Source organism: Microvirga ossetica, assembly GCF_002741015.1.
Lineage (GTDB): Bacteria > Pseudomonadota > Alphaproteobacteria > Rhizobiales > Beijerinckiaceae > Microvirga > Microvirga ossetica.
The window spans coordinates 2,054,807-2,071,034 of record NZ_CP016616.1 but is presented as its reverse complement, the minus strand read 5'-3'; the positions used below and the strand labels follow the sequence as shown (position 1 = coordinate 2,071,034).

Below are 16,228 nucleotides of genomic sequence, written 5' to 3'. Positions count from 1 at the left end.
AGACAGGAACCCGGCCTCGTGCCGGGTTCTTTTTTGGCTGCTGATCGCGCAACTAGCGCAGCTTTCTCACTCCCTATTGGGACTTCATAGGTCCTTGTACCCGCGATGACGCATTACTTGGGCGATGTCCTCGAGGGCTGCTCCGGCTTGGAGCTCGTCAGGGGTTGCGCTGCTGTATCAAGCTTCGAGGATAAGCGGGCGGCCATCGCCTGTACAGGAGGCGCAATCTAACCCCACACGCTCCAATTCCCTAAACGGCCTTATCGGAAAGCGCATTCCATATACGACCTTCCGCGAAATTCGGCCCTACAGCTGAAAAGGCGACGCCGGCGCGATAGGGGTTGGAGAACCTCCCAATCGGCCGGCGTCGGGGCCTCGCGATCAGAGCAGTCTCACAGACCAAGCCATGAGTGGCCGCAGACCTCAGATTAGCCGTTCAGGCGGCCGCTCCAAAGCTATCCTTTGGCTTATACCACCTCTACCACCTCCCCGATTTTCTGCGCGGTATGGGCGTTATGGAATGCGGCCCCGCTTCCGAGGCCTCGCGTGCGCGAGTCCAGCCCAATCAAGCTGACGCAGGCTCCGGCGGAGGCTCAGGGATTTTCGGCTTCTTTGCACGGGATGGCTTGGGCGGCACTGCCTCCCTCAGCTTCTGCGCCTGATCGCGGAGGATGAACGTCCTGTAGATGAAGCCCTCGATGCTCGCCATCATGACATCAAGCTGTTCCGGCGTCGGCGCCCAGCCTCGATGCGCAGCAGCACTTCCTGCATCCGTAAGTGCATCAAGCATCCTAGATTCGTCTCTTCCGATCCTGCCCTGATCCAAGAGGTCAAAGAGCTTCTCGTCGAACCTCTTGGCAGAGTCGATTCCAAGGAACTCAGACGCACGATCAAAGGTGGTCCTGATACCTATGGCTGCGAAGATGCGGAGGTCGTTATCGAGCGCCTTATAGGTATCGATCAGCAACGTATGTAGCTGATTGTCATACACCCATATCTCTTCAAGCCATTTGGGTCGGTCACGCTGGGACGGCGATGGCCATTGCTCGATCTTATGCTCGTACTCCTCCTCCTCTTCTCCAGTATGAGGGCTGTATCCTACGGATGTGTCCTCGGAGAATACGGAGTCACTAAGGAAATATACTGTCTCACATGCTGGACATTGGACGATGTAATACGTCGTATCCGTCCACAGGCCGCTGTCACCGTGATCATCGTGAACATGGTAGCGGGCTTTGATGGCAGCCCATCGGTCGGGTCCGCATTGCGGGCAATGGGCCTTGATGCGCTTCGGACCTTTCGTCGCCATATCCATCTCGCAGTGCGTTTGCCTGTTCGTTTCGCATTGCCGATGGAGAGGTGCAACCAAGACCTATGGCGGCACCAAGGTGTGCTGCATCAACGGCGCGGTCTGCTCGACGTATCGATGGTGACGAGGTTCCCGGTGATCGGATCGAGAATGGTCATAGGCGGGCCCCCTGGGTTCAGGCATACAGCAAACGCCGCATACCCGATTCAGTCAGTTTCTATTGAAGATGTGGTTACAGGACAGTTACCGCGGTGGATGGAGCCTTCTAAGCAGAGCCCCTTGCGGCGACCGCTGCGCGGCCCTTCTGAGTAATCACGGCCACGTCGCTGTTATCACTGCTCACTGTCGCGTATCCGCTGCTGAATAGCCGATGCAGCGTTGGGGTGAGCGCGATGCGGGAATCCTCATGCGTCCAGGTATAGTCACCGGCTCGCTGTGAACGGTAAACGCGGTGAGCGGCTTGTTGGTTGAGAAGCCTAAGCGTGCGCAGTTGCGCCTCACTGATGGTCATTCGTACTGCCCCTGGCCTAGTATTGTTTGTGTTGAATGCTCTTAAAACGATACACGCAATGTACTAGGAGGGTCCTGGGAGGAAAGAAAAAGCCGCGCTCAGGGTCTATCCCCCGAGTTCACGGCCTTGATCCCACATCTGCCCCCGCTCAATAGGAAGTTTATCTTTTAATATATTTGTTTTCTTACCGCAATTGCTTGATCAATGCTTGTGATCGTATGGCGATTCGGAGTTAATCACAAGGTAGTAATTGTGCTTAAGCCTTTTGGCCTAGACCAGCGCGTTCAGGCGCAAAATCCCTCATCGCAACAAGTTCATCCTTGATAGCACCAAGGTGGCACGAGCGCGTCGCTGCCTATCACAGGCCCAATTCTGCCCCATGGGTCGGCACCTTCGAAGCGCCCCCTGTGGGACGCTTTTTCTTTGGCCGCCTCACTCGAACAATGCTTCTCGAGCTAATAGTTCACCCTGGAATGGGCGCCGCAGGGCATCAATCAGCGGCCGCGAGACAGCCGTTATTGGAGAAGCAAATAGGCGCCCCGAGAAGGACAGCAGAACGGCCAACTTTCACGCCCGGGCTCGGTTCACAAGCACGGGCCCTATGAAAAAGGACCCGTGCTTGTGAGCATGTTCGCGACCCTCGGCCCGCAATTGCCCCTAAGCGCCGGGACGGGTATTAGCGGGAAAAGCGTCCATCCGCCTTGCTGTCATGGGCCAATGACTTGTTGGATTGTTCCAAACCTGCTGCGCCGGCGCTCTCGTGGGATCCACCCTGTTCCATACTGCGGTTTATGCAAAATTCGCGGAGATTATCTCAACCGTGTAGAAGCGGTTTCCAGCCACCAATGTGTTGGCCAGAGCAGACGCGTGGAGGATCGCTAAAGAGCCGCCACTCATGGTCGTTCTCGACATGGTGGACAAACCTCACCGAGCCTATCAACGACAGGCAGAGGCCTTTGTTCGCGGTTCCATACAGGGCTTTATCGGAATTACGCGCACCGCAGGAGCCAGTTGCGGATAAAAGAGATAGCGGCGAGCAGTAATGCTCCAGCCAATATAAAGATGACCATCACGGACAGAGCATGCATGGCCTGATCATCGTCGGACACCTGCCCCCAGAAGGCATCAAAGAAATTGAGCATCATGCCCCCGACCAAGCCGAGCAGAGCCCCGTAAAGCGCAAAGCCTTTGGTGTCCCAGCGATTGTTTAGGACAAGCATATTGTCCTCCAGATTTCAATATAGACCTAGTCAATAAATGCCGGATACTGGACTCGACTCGTATATAGTCGTGCTAAACATTCTGACCTTCGGATGAACCAGCGGATAAGCAAAGCTCCCAAAGGTATAGGTGAGGCAAAAAACCGCAAAAGGTCGGCATTTTGCCCTGCATCGGCCTCGATTGTTCATTGGCTTTGCCCAGACATCCTGAGCCTGGAGGATGCCACATGCCGCTGGATGAGCCGTTTCCTTTCGAAGCCATTACGCCACGGGTGAGACGAGTGATTTTGAATGAGGCCCAGGGGCGCTGGCTCACTGTGCACGAGATTGCTCAGATCTCCGATCGGCACTGGTTAGCAACCCCTGGAGTCGGCCCAGGCACGCTTGAGACAATGCGCAGTATCACCCATCCGCCACGACAGCAGGATGATCCCGATAAACCCCGGTTGAGCGATGCTGAGTTGTTGGACGGGCTTGGTTCCTGCAGGAGGAGTTCCGGCGGATCCCGCGCATCCTGAAGGCGAAAATGCGCGGAACGGCAAGAACCGACGATCACTGCTAGAGCCAAGACCGTGTGGGTTCCGGCCCTTAAGATTGGCCTTTAGCGTCACCAGGGAGGGCCACCAGCATGGAACGCTTCGTGGTCACATGCACAAGGCAAGGTCTGTGGTCGGTCTCGCATGATGGAGAGACCTTTGCGACCTACCCGACCAAAGAGGAGGCGCTTTCGATCACGTTCACACGTGCCGAGGAACGGAGACAAGCGGGGTTTGAAGTGGTTGTCGTGGTCACGCAAGCCCGGAACGAGCAAGGAGGCTGAAGCTTGGTTCAGGCGTGCAGCTACATCCAACTGCAAAAGGGGCACGCAGGAGTAAGCTGCCTCTAGGTCCAGGGCCTTGAGAACCCATAGGAGCGCATCAACACGCAAGGACATGGCCCATTTGATCTGCTTCTCGGACCCCTCCAGGGCCGGCAAGCCGCCGCTCAACGTCAGAACGTGTTCATCATGTTCATCCCGCCGACACGCGGGGCAATTCTCCCCTGCTTACCTTGCGGTTCTTTCCAGGTGCCTCTTTGGCTTTCCCTTTAGGTCGATGTCTCGTGTGGGTCCGCAGGCGTGAAGGATCGTGTGAATGGGCATTTGCGTGGGCTATTCTGGAGGCAAGTAGCCGTCTGTATGCGCCATCAGAACCGCGAAGGAGCAGGGAGAGCGGATGATGCGGCTCAGTGCCGAGGTGGCTGAGCAGGTCAAGGATGCACAAGAGAACCTCCGCCGCTTACAGGAATTGCTAAGAGCCCTCGGCAAGGACAGCGTCAGCTGAGAATGCTTGTTCTCAGATTGTCAAAAACAGCCTTATCGGAAATTACGCCATCCACTTACGCATGAGCATCTTCCTGGCCTTCGCAACTGTGAGAGGGCGTGGAGGGTGGACAAGCGGCAACTTGGGAAGCCTCAGTGTCATAATCCCGGCCGCATTGAGCGATTGCTCCACCCTCGACTGTAGGTCTCGGGCAGCCTCGTGAAGTTTGTAGGTAAGCAATGCTCGCCTCCTACCAGTCTTGATGTATCGCGCATCTAGAGGGTCATCGAAATCATCGGTCGCATCGCAAACAAGCCTCACGCGTTTTCCAATAAACAGCCCTAGCTTTTCCGCTTCATTCGCAAGGCTATTCAGGTTGTGACCATAAGGGCTATATTTGAGTTTCTTCTCCTCGATGCCTTTGAGCCTCAGATATGCTTTGAGAAAGAGCTCGATTGCATGGAAGTAGAGGTAACGCACCGGGGCCTCATAGTGCCCGCCCGCAGGCTTTGGCGCCGCACTGAGGGTGGCGGCATCGTACAGATAGGCATGGGCAAGGTAAAACCATGCAGATGGCGTTTCGCCGGGTGCCTCTTCCGGTGCTTCACTCAAAACCTTACCCCGCTCCTTGGTTCTCACAGATCACTATAGCCTCGGCGCCGCTTGCGTTGCGCAAGGGCGCATTCACTTCTTACAGGGGAACGCAGACCTCAAGCCCACGAGCAGGATAAGACCTAACGGGTCGTCCTTGTCTGGGTCTGGAGCGGTGGCTAGGTAGCGCTTTATCAATTCAATGTTCTGATCAATGGTGATGGAGATACTCTCAGGAGGGCAGAAGATTTTGGTGTTGCCGCTGGCTCCGATCCAACCATAGGCAACAGAAAGTCCTGCGAGGAATGCCCGTCCATTTTGTGAGTTACTATGCTGGGTCAGGAACTCCCTCGCGGTCATCTCTGCTTGTGAAGGAGCGGCGCTCGCTGCAAATACGCATGCCGCCAAGACGAACGTCCTGAACATCATCACGGTACAGCCCTATTCCGCCACTTTCATCTTCTTCGGTGGTACAGTTCGGTAAACACCGAAGGCCCCGAACCCAAACAAAACGGCGACAAATGCCGCGAACTCAGGGTTAGCAGAGTAGCCTCGCGCCGTGGCTGCGTGAACGGCCGCAGATGCGGAAATTGCCGCAAGGAAAGCTATTACAGTCCACCGCATAAACTCTTTCATTCTAAGCCCCCACGATCTTTATGCTTCAACCTAGCGCAAAGCTTTGACTTTTCACAAATCTAGATACCCCCGTCGCCGCTTGAGCCGGGCGAGATCCTCAAGGGCTTGGCCGGCTTCGATCTCGCTCGGGTATTCCGGCGCTATTTCGCGGCCGTTGGTGCCGATCCGGCCCCAGTTGCGCATCAGGCGCACGATCCCGAATAGATCTCGCTCGATCATAAGGGAGAAAAAGCCTTGCCCGCTATAGTCGTCATGGCGCCTTTGGGGATGGGCAAGCATGTGCTAGCTCTTCTCGAGCAAGGTGCATTACAGTCGGGACACTGCCAACAATGACGGCTCGAATGCTGATCGTCATCCATGTTCTGGTCGCTATAATTGGAACGGCTGCATTCTGGTGACTTGTGATGCCTGCCGCCCCTTTAGAAGCGATTGCGGACGGAATTACTGCAGCAGCCGTTGCGGGCTATGCTGAAATCATGGCCACGCGGTTCGGCTGGTAACCCCGTTCAGCTATCTAAAGGGCGTTGGACCCGCCCCGACCTAATAGCGTGGTTCGGTGAATGGCTGTCAGACAGGCGGTTTGCCGATGCCGAATGGAACTGATCCCTGGCGTAAATACGCAAAGAAAACGCCGGCAGGCAGTTACCTCATTACGGCACAACGTCTCTCCAAATGGGATTTATCTTCGATTGCAATGTCTTAATCAGAACGGGTCATTGCAATACAGTCGCTGGTTACAAGAGTTACAAAAGCTTGTAACTGCTAAATGATTGAAATTATTGCGGTTACAGCGGTTACAACGGTTACATGCCCGAAACACATGATCCGGGTTACGAGGGTCGTACTTTAGCACTGTCCAGCCCTCACGCTCGGCCCTGCCGAATGGCCTGCAGGAGCCGTCTCAGCGCTTCGACGTTACTGGATCGTATGCTGAAGAACGTCACTGAGACCTTAGGGATCTGAACCAGTGGTCGTGGCCACCCAGGTAGACGCAAGGGACTTAAAATCCCTCGGGGAAGCCACTGTTAATGAACGCGATTTAAGGTGCGTTCGCCATAATTCAGAGGCCACACGGCTCGCGGGTCGATGTCGCTCAACGATTGTTAAAGAGGGGGCTTACATGGGACACAGATACTCCGTGGGCGAACAGGTCCACGTGACCGGTCATACTTCCAATCCTGTCGTCTATGAGATCATCCGCCTCTTGCCGGAGGACGATGGAGAGTTCGGCTACAGGCTCCGGAGCGTGTTAAGCGATAATCAGCGCTCCGCCAGAGAGTCGGAAATCAGGCCTTTAAAGGCGGAGCAGGATGTCTCCAAAGCGGCAACGGCGGAGCATAGTTTCCCCAAAGCAAAGGCCGAGCATAAGCTCCCCAAAGCGGCGGCGGGCACAACGCAGCGGAAACTTTTTGGATGGTGGGTGCTGACGATCGTCCTCGCGGCTGGGGCAGGGGCGCTCCTGATGGTCGCCTTTCGAGGCTCACAAAACGACGCCGGCCCTGGTGCTTTCTTCGGGTTGCTCCTCGGTTTGACGGCCCTTGCGCTCTATCTTCACAAGCTCCGCCCGCGGCAAGTTTATCTCAGTAATCGTGCGCGCGCCGAGGCGCTTGCGGGAGCCACTTTTACTGAATAGGCGCGGCAGGGTTCCATAAAGCGCCGGGAATACGCTCCGAAACCTTCCAATCGCGTTCCATACTGGGCGTTATGCGAAATTACGTACTCCCACATGCGCAGGAGAAAGCCCGCTTGGCAGTGCCAAGCGGGCTTCGGAAGTGATCTATAAGTAGTCGCTGGAGAGGCTACCTGTCTGGATGCGAGACCTCCTTGGCGCGAGCGACGACCCTGAGGGCTGGCGACAAAGCGTCTGAATCGGGCGGCTTGTAGCGCCGGTTGGCCCGCTTCGGCTCGGCGGCCAAGCGGCTGTGCACCACCTGCTCGGGGGATCGTCCCTTCAACACGCGTTGGCGTCTCTGGTTATAGGCTTGGTTGAAGCCCTTGAGCAGCGTCTCCAGATCCCGGTGGCTGTAGATCGTAATGCCCAGCACCTCGCGCTGCACCCGCCCGTTGAAGCGCTCCACAAGGCCATTGGTTTGCGGCGTGTACGGCTTGGTCCTGCGGTGCTCCACCTTCAGTTTGCGGCAGGCGTCCTCGAAGCCGTCGGCGGTGAAGCAGGAGCCGCGGTCGGTGAGCACGTGCGTGATCTTGAACGGGAAGGCACGCACCGCCTCATTCAGGAAGGCGATCGCGCTGGTGGCCAGTTCGTCGTCCTTGACGGCGAGATGCACCCAGCGTGAGCAACGGTCGATGGCGACATACAGGAAGCGCTTGCGGCGCTCGCCATTTGCGGTCTGCAGCTTGGGCAGGTGCTTGATGTCCATATGCACGAAGCCGAGATCGTAGTCCTTGAAGGTGCCGCTCTTCCGCTTGTGCTGCTGCGCCGGCAGGCGTCCCAAGCCCTCAGCCTTGAGGATGCGGTAGACGGCATCGCGGTTGAGATGTGGCAGGAAGTGCGTGACGATGAAGGTGATGTCGTCGAGCGGAAAGCCGGTGGCCTGGCGCAGGGCGCAGACGATGGCGCGCTCTTCCTCCGTGGCTTTCCAGGGCAGCTTGTGCGGCCGGCTGCTATGGTCCTGGCAGTCCTGCGCCCCACGTTTGCGCCACTTGCGGACGGTCTCGGTGCTGACGCTGAAGCGCTGGGCCAGCACGCCGGTGGGCTCGCGCGAGCGGGCGATCTCCTGGCGAACGGCTGGGGTGGTGCGGGCTTGCGGATGAAGGGAGTGCATCACGTCCTCCTTCGACGAGGGGCTCGGCGTCGCAGGCCATCGAAGCGCCAAGTGTACTCCTCAATTGCGTAACGCACCCGATCCCAACAACGTTCCGCTACCAAACAGCTACCCGTTGGGTTAGTTCGGGTTGCAGGCGTCACCTGGACTCGGGAAGACGTTTTTGAGGCCCTGCCGTACGAGCTGGCCAAAGGACTGCACTCGCGGGGCTTCTGGATCATATTCCGGCCCACCCACGTCGTAAAATTCATCGTTCAAGCCGGAGTATTTGCAATCCGACCTGCCTGCCTCTTCGCGTTGCATAATATACTCGCCGGTCCCCTTGATTTCGCCGGCAATGACTGGCGTTGAGGCGGCTAGGCAAACAACAAGTGCGGCTAAAATCCTTGTGCACATATCCGTGGCTCCCCTGTAGGGATAAGCGGCGCACCTTTACGCCACGGCGCAAGCTAGGCGGATTTCTAGGCGGATTTCAGGCCAATTCCATATAGTAAATCATTCGAACTACTCGGAATTTCCACCTCGAGTCGGTAAGTTGCACTGTTCTCTCTTCGAAGCCGCGTTCGTTAATCCGCTCCAAGCACGTTCCATACTGCGGCTTATGCGAAATTCGCACCCAGCTTAGGAATCCGTGAAGCGGTAGGCTTGCCAAGCCGCGAGGCCCTTGGGGGTGATCGTGTATACGTCGAATTGCCCCCTCTTCAGATATCCTCGCTGGATAAGCCTCTCCGCCTCGGCAGTATATTTATGCAAGTCCCTGTTTCGAGAAGGCGGCTCCGCAAGGCTGCCGAGAAGATAGTATTCCCTTTCAGTCAACTCTTGTTCGTTCTGAGGCACCCAAAATCCTTTGGAACCATTGATACGCTACGGTCGATGAAAGGATCATACTCAAAGAAAGTGATAACATCCCAGATGTTAGACTTATGATCTTAGGAAAAGAAAGGGGTAACACTAGCGATTTAGTCTAGTGAGTGAGAACGGCGGTGCAAAATTTGACCACGGTAGCGGCGGGATAGACCCGCTGCGGGCGGCGCAAAAGTCGTCCACCTATTCCCTTTCTGCCGGTTGCAGGGAGGGCTGGGGGATTTTCACCGTGGAACTTTACCGGAAGGTTCGGCTGGCGTGCTCTGAAGGCATGAGCCAGCGCGAGGCGGCGAAGCATTTCAACATATCGCGCGACAGCGTTCGCAAGATGATGGCCTATGCGGAGCCGCCCGGCTATCGGCGTCATGCTCCTGTCCGGCGCCCGAAGCTGGAAACGTTCGTCCCGATCATCGATGCCTGGCTGGAGGGCGATCGGTCGGTTCACCGCAAGCAACGCCATACGGCGAAGCGGGTGTTTGACCGGCTCCGGGAGGAGCATGGGTTCACCGGCGGCTATACGACGATCAAAGACTACATCCGCGAGCGCGAGCGGCGATGCCAGGAGATGTTTGTGCCGCTGTCGCACCCACCCGGCCATGCGCAGGCCGACTTCGGGGAGGCGGTGGTCGTGATCGGCGGGGTGGAGCAGAAAGCGCATTTCTTCGTGCTTGATCTTCCGCACAGCGATGCGTGTTTCGTCCGGGCCTATCCCGCGGCTGTGTCTGAGGCCTGGGTGGACGGCCACATCCAGGCCTTTGCCTTCTTCGGTGCGGTGCCGCAGTCGGTGCTCTATGACAATGACCGCTGCCTGGTGGCAAAGATCCTGCCGGACGGGACGCGCAAGCGGGCGGCGTTGTTCAGTGGTTTCCTGTCGCACTACGTGATCCGGGATCGCTACGGTCGTCCGGGCAAGGGGAACGACAAAGGGAATGTGGAGGGCCTCGTCGGTTATTCCCGTCGCAACTTCATGGTGCCAATCCCGAACTTCCCGAGCTGGGAGACCTTCAACACCTGGCTGGAGGGGCAATGCCGCAAGCGGCAGGATGACAAGCTGCGGGGGCCGGCCGAGACGATCGGCCAGCGCCTGCAGCGGGATACCGCGGCCATGCGTCCCCTGCCGGCCTCGCCATTTGAGGCCTGCGATCAGGCCAGCGGGCGCGTCTCATCGCAGTCGCTCGTGCGCTACAAGACCAACGACTACTCGGTGCCCGTGGCCTGGGGCCATCAGGATGTCTGGATCCGGGGCTATGTCGACGAGGTGGTGATCGGCTGCCGCAGCGAGGTCATTGCGCGCCATCCCCGCAGCTACGAGCGGGAAGAGGTGATCTTTAATCCGCTACATTACCTCCCGTTGATCGAGAACAAGATCAACGCACTCGATCAGGCCGCTCCTTTGCAGGGATGGGACCTGCCCGAGGAGTTCGCGACCTTGCGCGGCTTGATGGAAGTCCGCATGAACAAGCAGGGCCGGCGCGAATATGTGCAGGTGCTGCGGCTGCTGGAACTCTTCAATCTCCCGGATCTCCATGCTGCGGTGAAGCAGGCCCTGCAGATGGGGGCGATCGGCTTCGATGCGGTCAAGCATCTGGTCCTGTGCCGGGTGGAGCGCAGACCGCCGCGGCTGGACCTCGATGTTTACCCCTATCTGCCGAAAGCCAGGGTCGAGAAGACATCGGCGGCGGCCTATATGTGCCTGATCTCGGAGGATGCCGCATGAGCGCTGAAGCTCCCGAGATTTTGCTCGCCCACCACCTCAAGGCGCTCAAACTGCCCACATTCCTGCGCGAGCACCAGAAGCTGGCCCGCCAATGCGCCACCGAGGGGCTTGACCATGTCCGCTTCTTGGCCCGGCTCGTGGAGATGGAGCTGATCGACCGCGAGCGGCGGATGGTCGAGCGGCGCATCAAGACCGCGAAGTTCCCGGCCGTCAAAAGCCTCGACAGCTTCGACTTCGCCGCCATCCCGAGACTGAACAAGATGCAGGTCCTAGAGCTGGCGCGTGGCGAGTGGATCGAGCGGCGCGAGAATGTCATTGCCCTCGGCCCCTCCGGCACCGGCAAGACCCATATCGCCCTGGGGCTCGGGCTGGCCGCCTGCCAAAGGGGACTGTCCGTCGGCTTCACCACAGCCTCTGCCCTGGTCAGCGAGATGATGGAGGCCCGTGACGAGCGCCGCCTGCTTCGTCTCCAGAGGCAGATGGCCGGATACAAGCTGCTGATCATCGACGAACTGGGCTTCGTGCCCCTCTCGAAGACCGGGGCGGAGCTGCTGTTCGAGCTGATCTCGCGACGCTACGAACGCGGCGCCACCCTCATAACCAGCAATCTGCCCTTTGACGAATGGACCGAGACCCTTGGCTCAGAACGCCTTACGGGCGCACTTCTCGACCGACTGACCCACCATGTCAGCATCCTCGAGATGAACGGCGAGAGCTACCGTCTTGCTCATAGCCGATCGCGCAAACGGCAAACATCGTCCTGAAATCAACCCGATGACAATTGGCCCAGGGGGCCAATGCGCCATGGCACGCGCCAGCTATGTGGTCAGCGCGCCCGCCACTGGCCCAGTTTTGCGCCGCCCCGTGGTCGACTTTTGAACCGCCGTTGACACTAGTGAGAGAATAACGATGGCGATTTAGTCTAGTGGAGTGCGGTTCCATACTGTGTTTTACCCGAAATTGGGCAGCCGCTTTCACGCGAGCGTACGGATCGTCCGGAGCACCGTTAAAGAGGTGGTCGCGGCGATCAGCCCGAGGCCGTTTTCATCGTTGACCTCGACCGTGATCTCACGAACCTTGCCGTGCGGAAGCTGGCTCCGCCCGATGTCAACCGCGCTTACAGCCGCCTCCCGCTCGGCGGCGTCCAAGCTCTCAAGCTCAAGGCCTTCCTCATCAGGGATGAAGCGCGCTCCTTCCCGCACGTCGAAATAGAACCGAGGCACTGCTCTCTCCCGCGTCTGGTGCCTACAAACTCGGGCGAGGGTTGATTGTTCGGCCCTTGCCAAGGAAATATAAGGCTGTCGCTCTGCTAGCGTGGCTCGCTTTTCAGGCACAGGAAGGTTGGGTCAAACTCAGCCGTCTCTTGCAGACGTGGCCAATCCTCAATGACCACCGTTTCTCCTTGCCAGGTGATCAGACCTTCCTTCCGTAATCCCTGGAGGATTCGATTGACGTGAACAGTGGAGAGCCCAAGAGTATCGCCCAGCTCAGCCTGGGTGAGGGGAAGCTTGAATCCGGAGCCTTCGGTGAGCCCAACCGCCTGAAGGCGGAGAAACAACTCGCAGAGCAGTTGGGCGGCGTGCTCCCGGGCGGACTGGCGCCCAATGGAGACGAGCCATTGACGGTGGATGGCCGCATCGACGGCAATGTGCAATGCAAGCAAACGGGTCAGGTGAGGCTGGGTTTCTGTGATGGCGCGCAAGGTCTCGTGGGGCACCACGCCGAGCGTGCAGGGTGTGATGGCCATGACGCCGTGGTCCATCGTCTTGATCAGGAAGCTGTGTAGGTCAACGAAGTCACCAGGCACATGCAGGGCTGTGATCTGGCGCTTGCCATTCCGCAGGATGTTGTGGCGAGCGGCAAAGCCGGTGATGAGGAGGAGGCTCTCCGACGGACGATCCCCCTCGCGTACCAAGTCCTCTCCCTTGGCCACAGCCCTTTGCCGGACGACGGCTTGCTCCAACACCTGTCGCTCGGCATCTGAGATGCGGTCGTATTGCTCAAGCTTCCGGATCAAAGCGGCGGCTGCCATGTGCTTTCCCGAGGAAGAGTTGGAGACGATGATCAGCTTAGTCCAAATGCCACGGGTTGACGAACAGGGCTAAGCTTGGCCCTATCCCAGTTTCATAAACGTTATCGGAAGTTGCGCGGCTGCAATCTTTCCGTTCGCCTCGACCTCCGGCTAAGGTCCTGCAAACAGCGGGGCACCCATGGCCGAGTTTTCTGCGTTCTGGCACGGAATGGCTGAGGTGATCGGCATCCTGCCTTGGTGGGCTTGGGTGGTGTTCGCTGTGGGCTTCCTGGCCTTGCTGGCTTGGTCATGGAAGAGCTAGCCTCATAGGTCACCATACCCGCGCCGGCGCTTGGTCCTAGCGATTGCTTCAAGCGATTGGCCGGCTTCATCCACGGTGGCGAACTCCTCGGCCTGTTCCGCGCGAAGCGATGCTCTTGCCACTTTAGTGGGCGGCTCGCCACGCGCTTGGCGCCTGGCCGGACCAGCCCCGGAAAGCGCGGGTGAAGGCGCTGGCCTCGGAATAGCCAAGAGCCGCCGCAATCTGGATGAGCGACATCTCGGTATCCTTGAGCAGACGACAGGCAACCTCGAACCGGATCTCGTTTGCAAGTGCCCTGTAGCTGGTGCCGCGGCTCTTCAGGCGGCGGTCGAAGGTGCGGCGGCTCATCGCCAGCAGATCGGCCATGGCGTCCGCCGAACAGCGATGGCTCGTCAACCACGTACAGAGCAACCGCCGGATGTCGCCCGCCCATTCGGATCCCGGGCCGCCCTTCATTTGCTTGATCTGCTCCTCCAGCAGGGGATCTGCCCCAGGCTCTGGCTCAGCGGCCAGCGCAGGCATGGACACAAGCAAGTGGGTCGTCATGATCCCTCCTGGGACGAGCGTCCCTGGCCGGATGATGGTCGGCCGAGATTGTGGTACTTGCAAGGGGAGCGCATTGCGCTCAATCGGTACCATTTCAGGTCAGCCGCGCGGCCTCAAGGCTGTTTTCATAAACGGGCATTCTGCAAATGACGTCGCGGGAATGGAGGGCCAGCCGCGGCGTCCCAAACGGTCACAAGGCTGTCCCAAGCGATCAAGCACGACCCTCCAGCCGCGCTAGACTGATGCGATGGAAATGCTGTCCCCCGGCAGGGCAGGCCTGCCCCAATCACGTCGTGGCCGACGCCCGCTCACCGAGGAGGTGCAGCGCTCGCTTCGGGTCAAACTCATCCGGAATACTTTTACGTCTGACATGGCCGCCAGCCTCTACGCGGTGTCCCGCCGGACCCTGTACCGGTACCTGAAAGCCGAAGGCCGCACATTTCGGCAGGTGACCAACGAGGTCCGCTGCGTGATTGCCTGCACGCTGCTCGCCGAGACGGACCTGACGCTCAGCCAGATTGCTGAAATCCTGAACTACTCCGAGGCCAGCGCCTTTACCCGCGCCTTCCGGCGCTGGGCGGGTCAGCCCCCGTCGGTCTGGCGCAGCAGTCATCGCGCGCGCAAAGGACGGTCACGGCGTCGCCGACCTTAAAGCTGGCTTCGTCGAGGCGATCGACCATTCCATACTGCGGTTTATGCGAAATCGCGCGGCCAGTTTTCACGCGCGAGGCAATAAAAAGGGCCGCGCCCGGTCTTATGGCCATGTTCGCGACCCTCGGCCCGCAATTGCCCCTACGCGCCGGGACGGGTATTAGCGGGAAAAGCTTCCATCCGCCTTGCTGTCATGCGCCAATGACTTGTTTGGGCGAGCCATGCCTACTGCGCCAGCGCCTGTTCCATACTGCGCGTTATGCGACATGCTTGGCCCTGTGCGTGACGGGCTCACAGAGGTAGATCCAAAGATCAATGGCTGCTCACGCCCGATAGGTTATGAGGGACAAAGATTATCATCTTGTCGGAGATTTACCGTTGAGCCGGATTTGCCTTGTTGCCACTTTTTCGCTCCTCTGTGCTGGAGCCTTGGCTGCGGACAGGCCCCTCGGTCAGAAGAGATTGGGCGGAAAGTTTGTCTGGTTGAGGTGGCAAAGCGCCTACCTCCCGTGCCTGGTCTCACCATCGAGGAGGCCCGCACTACGAAGAGGGCGAGCGGTAAGATGATGCGGACTAATGCCTCCTACGAGTGGGATGTGGAGATCGATGTTGTCGCCGCGGGCACAGAGATAACCTTTTCGACCAAGTGCGATCCGAACATTCCAGATCCGGACTCTTCTGACGATTGGAAATTTCTACTCGACGACAACCCGAGGATCGTGAAGTAAGAGCCTAACCCGGCACTCTTGCCACCGCTGCGAGAGCGCCGGGCTGGCCGGACCATGCGCAAAGCTGTAAGCGGGGTGCATGATCGAACCTGACCTCGCCCCGGATCTTCGCGCCCGCCGCCGCACCGCCTTCCACGAGGCGGGCCATGCCGTTGTCGGCTGGGCCCTCGGCCTTGAGGTCGGGTGGGTGCGCATCATCGACGACAGCAACGGAAAGGCTGACGTTGCGATCCCCGACGATCTCTCCTTGGTCGATCAGATCGCCGTCGCCATGGGTGGCGAGTACGGAGCCGAGTGCAGCGGTGTTGAGGTCATTCACGACGTGGAAACCCTTGGCGACGAGATACGCGTTTTCAACCTCACGCAGCGCGCTTTTCCCGAGGACGAGGCCTTCGGCGACACGCTCCGCCGCGCAGGTCGTAACCGTGCGGAAAAGCTGATCGCCGGCCACGTAGACATGGTCGGCAAGGTCGCGGACGAACTCCTCTGCCGAAGCGAGATCCTTGAGGGCGAGTTCGCTCGGTTATTCCCTCAGCTGTCGAGCAAGGAGCCGGCCTAAGTTCAGACACGAGAGACTTAAAATACCTCGGTTTAATTAATATCTACAGTTAGTATAGAAACCCGTACTTATGCATTTAACAGTTCCACCCCCAAGCGGAGTTATCGGCATAACTTGTGGCGGAGTGTATTGATAAGTTGGTTGATAGGGCTGATATGACTGAGCTTGCTGCAGGAATTGTTGAGAAGCCTGAAGCTCGTACATCTTTTGCATTTGATATATCTGTATGTCTTGGGCTGTCATAGGATTTCTGTAGCCAGTTGGTTTATTCTCTGCGTCTAGGCAGGTAATTCTACTATCATTGCCGGTCCAATTGGCTCTAACGCAGCTTGGATCTCCTGCCATGTAGTAGTTTCCATTGATCAAATTCGGAGCGGCTGTAGTTGCGCATCCTGATAGAGCAATACTTACGACTGGTATAAGAACCTTCTTCATGGGGGGCGCTCGCCTCAATGTCTCAGATTTTGTTAGCTTGCTTC

The 16,228-nt window shown here is 58.3% G+C and carries 17 protein-coding genes; 8 read left to right on the top strand and 9 right to left on the bottom strand.

Features of this window, described 5'->3' with window-relative positions:
* Positions 1-565 precede the first annotated feature (565 nt).
* Both BB934_RS09725 and BB934_RS09720 read right to left on the bottom strand, forming a co-directional pair.
* A complete protein-coding gene (locus BB934_RS09725) occupies positions 566-1,309 on the bottom strand; it encodes a DUF4145 domain-containing protein (protein WP_157934108.1) in 744 nt (247 codons plus the stop codon).
* 1,500 nt (positions 1,310-2,809) lie between these two features.
* Positions 2,810-3,040, bottom strand: coding sequence for a hypothetical protein (locus BB934_RS09720; RefSeq protein ID WP_099509447.1), 231 nt, complete (start codon positions 3,038-3,040; stop codon positions 2,810-2,812).
* Positions 3,041-3,668: 628 nt separating this feature from the next.
* Between BB934_RS09720 and BB934_RS09715 the strand changes: the two genes are divergently transcribed.
* Complete coding sequence (locus BB934_RS09715; RefSeq protein ID WP_099509446.1) at positions 3,669-3,860, top strand: DUF2188 domain-containing protein; 192 nt, start codon at positions 3,669-3,671, stop codon at positions 3,858-3,860.
* 544 nt (positions 3,861-4,404) lie between these two features.
* Here the strand turns inward: BB934_RS09715 and BB934_RS09710 are convergent.
* The 3 genes from BB934_RS09710 to BB934_RS09700 form a co-directional block, all read right to left on the bottom strand.
* A complete protein-coding gene (locus BB934_RS09710; protein ID WP_157934107.1) occupies positions 4,405-4,953 on the bottom strand; it encodes a HEPN domain-containing protein in 549 nt (182 codons plus the stop codon).
* Between the two features lie 72 nt (positions 4,954-5,025).
* Positions 5,026-5,340 carry a Rap1a family protein gene (locus tag BB934_RS09705; protein ID WP_157934106.1) on the bottom strand — a complete coding sequence of 105 codons (315 nt, stop codon included), beginning with the start codon at positions 5,338-5,340 and terminating at the stop codon, positions 5,026-5,028.
* 279 nt (positions 5,341-5,619) lie between these two features.
* Complete coding sequence (locus tag BB934_RS09700; protein ID WP_099509443.1) at positions 5,620-5,847, bottom strand: WGR domain-containing protein; 228 nt, start codon at positions 5,845-5,847, stop codon at positions 5,620-5,622.
* A gap of 841 nt (positions 5,848-6,688) precedes the next feature.
* On the opposite strand from BB934_RS09700, the gene BB934_RS09695 reads away from it, so the two are divergent.
* Positions 6,689-7,201 (top strand): hypothetical protein, encoded by a 513-nt coding sequence (locus tag BB934_RS09695; protein ID WP_099509442.1) that lies wholly within the window; start codon positions 6,689-6,691, stop codon positions 7,199-7,201.
* Positions 7,202-7,367: 166 nt separating this feature from the next.
* Here the strand turns inward: BB934_RS09695 and BB934_RS09690 are convergent, their stop codons facing one another.
* Complete coding sequence (locus BB934_RS09690) at positions 7,368-8,351, bottom strand: IS481 family transposase (protein ID WP_099509441.1); 984 nt, start codon at positions 8,349-8,351, stop codon at positions 7,368-7,370.
* A 1,093-nt stretch (positions 8,352-9,444) separates the two neighbouring features.
* Between BB934_RS09690 and istA the strand changes: the two genes are divergently transcribed.
* Both istA and istB read left to right on the top strand, forming a co-directional pair.
* Complete coding sequence (gene istA / locus BB934_RS09675; RefSeq protein WP_157933989.1) at positions 9,445-10,932, top strand: IS21 family transposase; 1,488 nt, start codon at positions 9,445-9,447, stop codon at positions 10,930-10,932.
* Positions 10,929-11,696, top strand: a complete 768-nt coding sequence (gene istB / locus BB934_RS09670; RefSeq protein WP_099508287.1) for an IS21-like element helper ATPase IstB — start codon at positions 10,929-10,931, stop codon at positions 11,694-11,696. The genes istA and istB overlap by 4 nt, the downstream gene beginning before the upstream one ends.
* Positions 11,697-11,906: 210 nt before the next feature.
* Here istB and BB934_RS09665 read toward each other — a convergent pair whose 3' ends face one another.
* Both BB934_RS09665 and BB934_RS09660 read right to left on the bottom strand, forming a co-directional pair.
* Positions 11,907-12,155, bottom strand: coding sequence for a DUF6894 family protein (locus BB934_RS09665; RefSeq protein ID WP_099509438.1), 249 nt, complete (start codon positions 12,153-12,155; stop codon positions 11,907-11,909).
* A gap of 86 nt (positions 12,156-12,241) precedes the next feature.
* Positions 12,242-12,964 (bottom strand): Crp/Fnr family transcriptional regulator, encoded by a 723-nt coding sequence (locus tag BB934_RS09660; RefSeq protein WP_099509437.1) that lies wholly within the window; start codon positions 12,962-12,964, stop codon positions 12,242-12,244.
* 178 nt (positions 12,965-13,142) lie between these two features.
* Here BB934_RS09660 and BB934_RS50210 point away from each other — a divergent pair, with 178 nt between their 5' ends.
* On the top strand, positions 13,143-13,265 hold the full coding sequence (locus BB934_RS50210; protein ID WP_257792371.1) for a hypothetical protein: 123 nt from the start codon (positions 13,143-13,145) through the stop codon (positions 13,263-13,265).
* A gap of 123 nt (positions 13,266-13,388) precedes the next feature.
* Here the strand turns inward: BB934_RS50210 and BB934_RS09655 are convergent, their stop codons facing one another.
* Entirely contained in the window at positions 13,389-13,811 is a 423-nt protein-coding gene (locus BB934_RS09655; RefSeq protein ID WP_237050233.1) for a helix-turn-helix domain-containing protein, read from the bottom strand.
* Between the two features lie 247 nt (positions 13,812-14,058).
* Here BB934_RS09655 and BB934_RS09650 point away from each other — a divergent pair, with 247 nt between their 5' ends.
* The 3 genes from BB934_RS09650 to BB934_RS09640 all read left to right on the top strand — a co-directional run bounded on the left by BB934_RS09650 (position 14,059) and on the right by BB934_RS09640 (position 15,749).
* Entirely contained in the window at positions 14,059-14,463 is a 405-nt protein-coding gene (locus tag BB934_RS09650) for a helix-turn-helix domain-containing protein (RefSeq protein ID WP_237050232.1), read from the top strand.
* Positions 14,464-14,971: 508 nt separating this feature from the next.
* Complete coding sequence (locus BB934_RS48390; protein WP_099509434.1) at positions 14,972-15,190, top strand: hypothetical protein; 219 nt, start codon at positions 14,972-14,974, stop codon at positions 15,188-15,190.
* Positions 15,191-15,269: 79 nt separating this feature from the next.
* On the top strand, positions 15,270-15,749 hold the full coding sequence (locus BB934_RS09640) for a M41 family metallopeptidase (RefSeq protein WP_099509433.1): 480 nt from the start codon (positions 15,270-15,272) through the stop codon (positions 15,747-15,749).
* Positions 15,750-16,228: the final 479 nt, after the last annotated feature.

Excerpts from the sequence above, each read along its gene's own strand:
- BB934_RS09720 (WP_099509447.1), bottom strand. The coding sequence starts at position 3,040 with ATGCTTGTCCTAAACAATCGCTGGGACACCAAAGGCTTTGCGCTTTAC.
- BB934_RS09725 (WP_157934108.1), bottom strand. The coding sequence starts at position 1,309 with ATGGCGACGAAAGGTCCGAAGCGCATCAAGGCCCATTGCCCGCAATGC.
- BB934_RS09690 (WP_099509441.1), bottom strand. The coding sequence starts at position 8,351 with ATGCACTCCCTTCATCCGCAAGCCCGCACCACCCCAGCCGTTCGCCAG.
- BB934_RS09700 (WP_099509443.1), bottom strand. The coding sequence starts at position 5,847 with ATGCTTGCCCATCCCCAAAGGCGCCATGACGACTATAGCGGGCAAGGC.
- BB934_RS09640 (WP_099509433.1), top strand. The coding sequence starts at position 15,270 with ATGATCGAACCTGACCTCGCCCCGGATCTTCGCGCCCGCCGCCGCACC.
- istB (WP_099508287.1), top strand. The coding sequence starts at position 10,929 with ATGAGCGCTGAAGCTCCCGAGATTTTGCTCGCCCACCACCTCAAGGCG.
- BB934_RS09650 (WP_237050232.1), top strand. The coding sequence starts at position 14,059 with ATGGAAATGCTGTCCCCCGGCAGGGCAGGCCTGCCCCAATCACGTCGT.
- BB934_RS09695 (WP_099509442.1), top strand. The coding sequence starts at position 6,689 with ATGGGACACAGATACTCCGTGGGCGAACAGGTCCACGTGACCGGTCAT.
- BB934_RS50210 (WP_257792371.1), top strand. The coding sequence starts at position 13,143 with ATGGCCGAGTTTTCTGCGTTCTGGCACGGAATGGCTGAGGTGATCGGC.
- BB934_RS09660 (WP_099509437.1), bottom strand. The coding sequence starts at position 12,964 with ATGGCAGCCGCCGCTTTGATCCGGAAGCTTGAGCAATACGACCGCATC.
- BB934_RS09715 (WP_099509446.1), top strand. The coding sequence starts at position 3,669 with ATGGAACGCTTCGTGGTCACATGCACAAGGCAAGGTCTGTGGTCGGTC.
- BB934_RS09655 (WP_237050233.1), bottom strand. The coding sequence starts at position 13,811 with ATGACGACCCACTTGCTTGTGTCCATGCCTGCGCTGGCCGCTGAGCCA.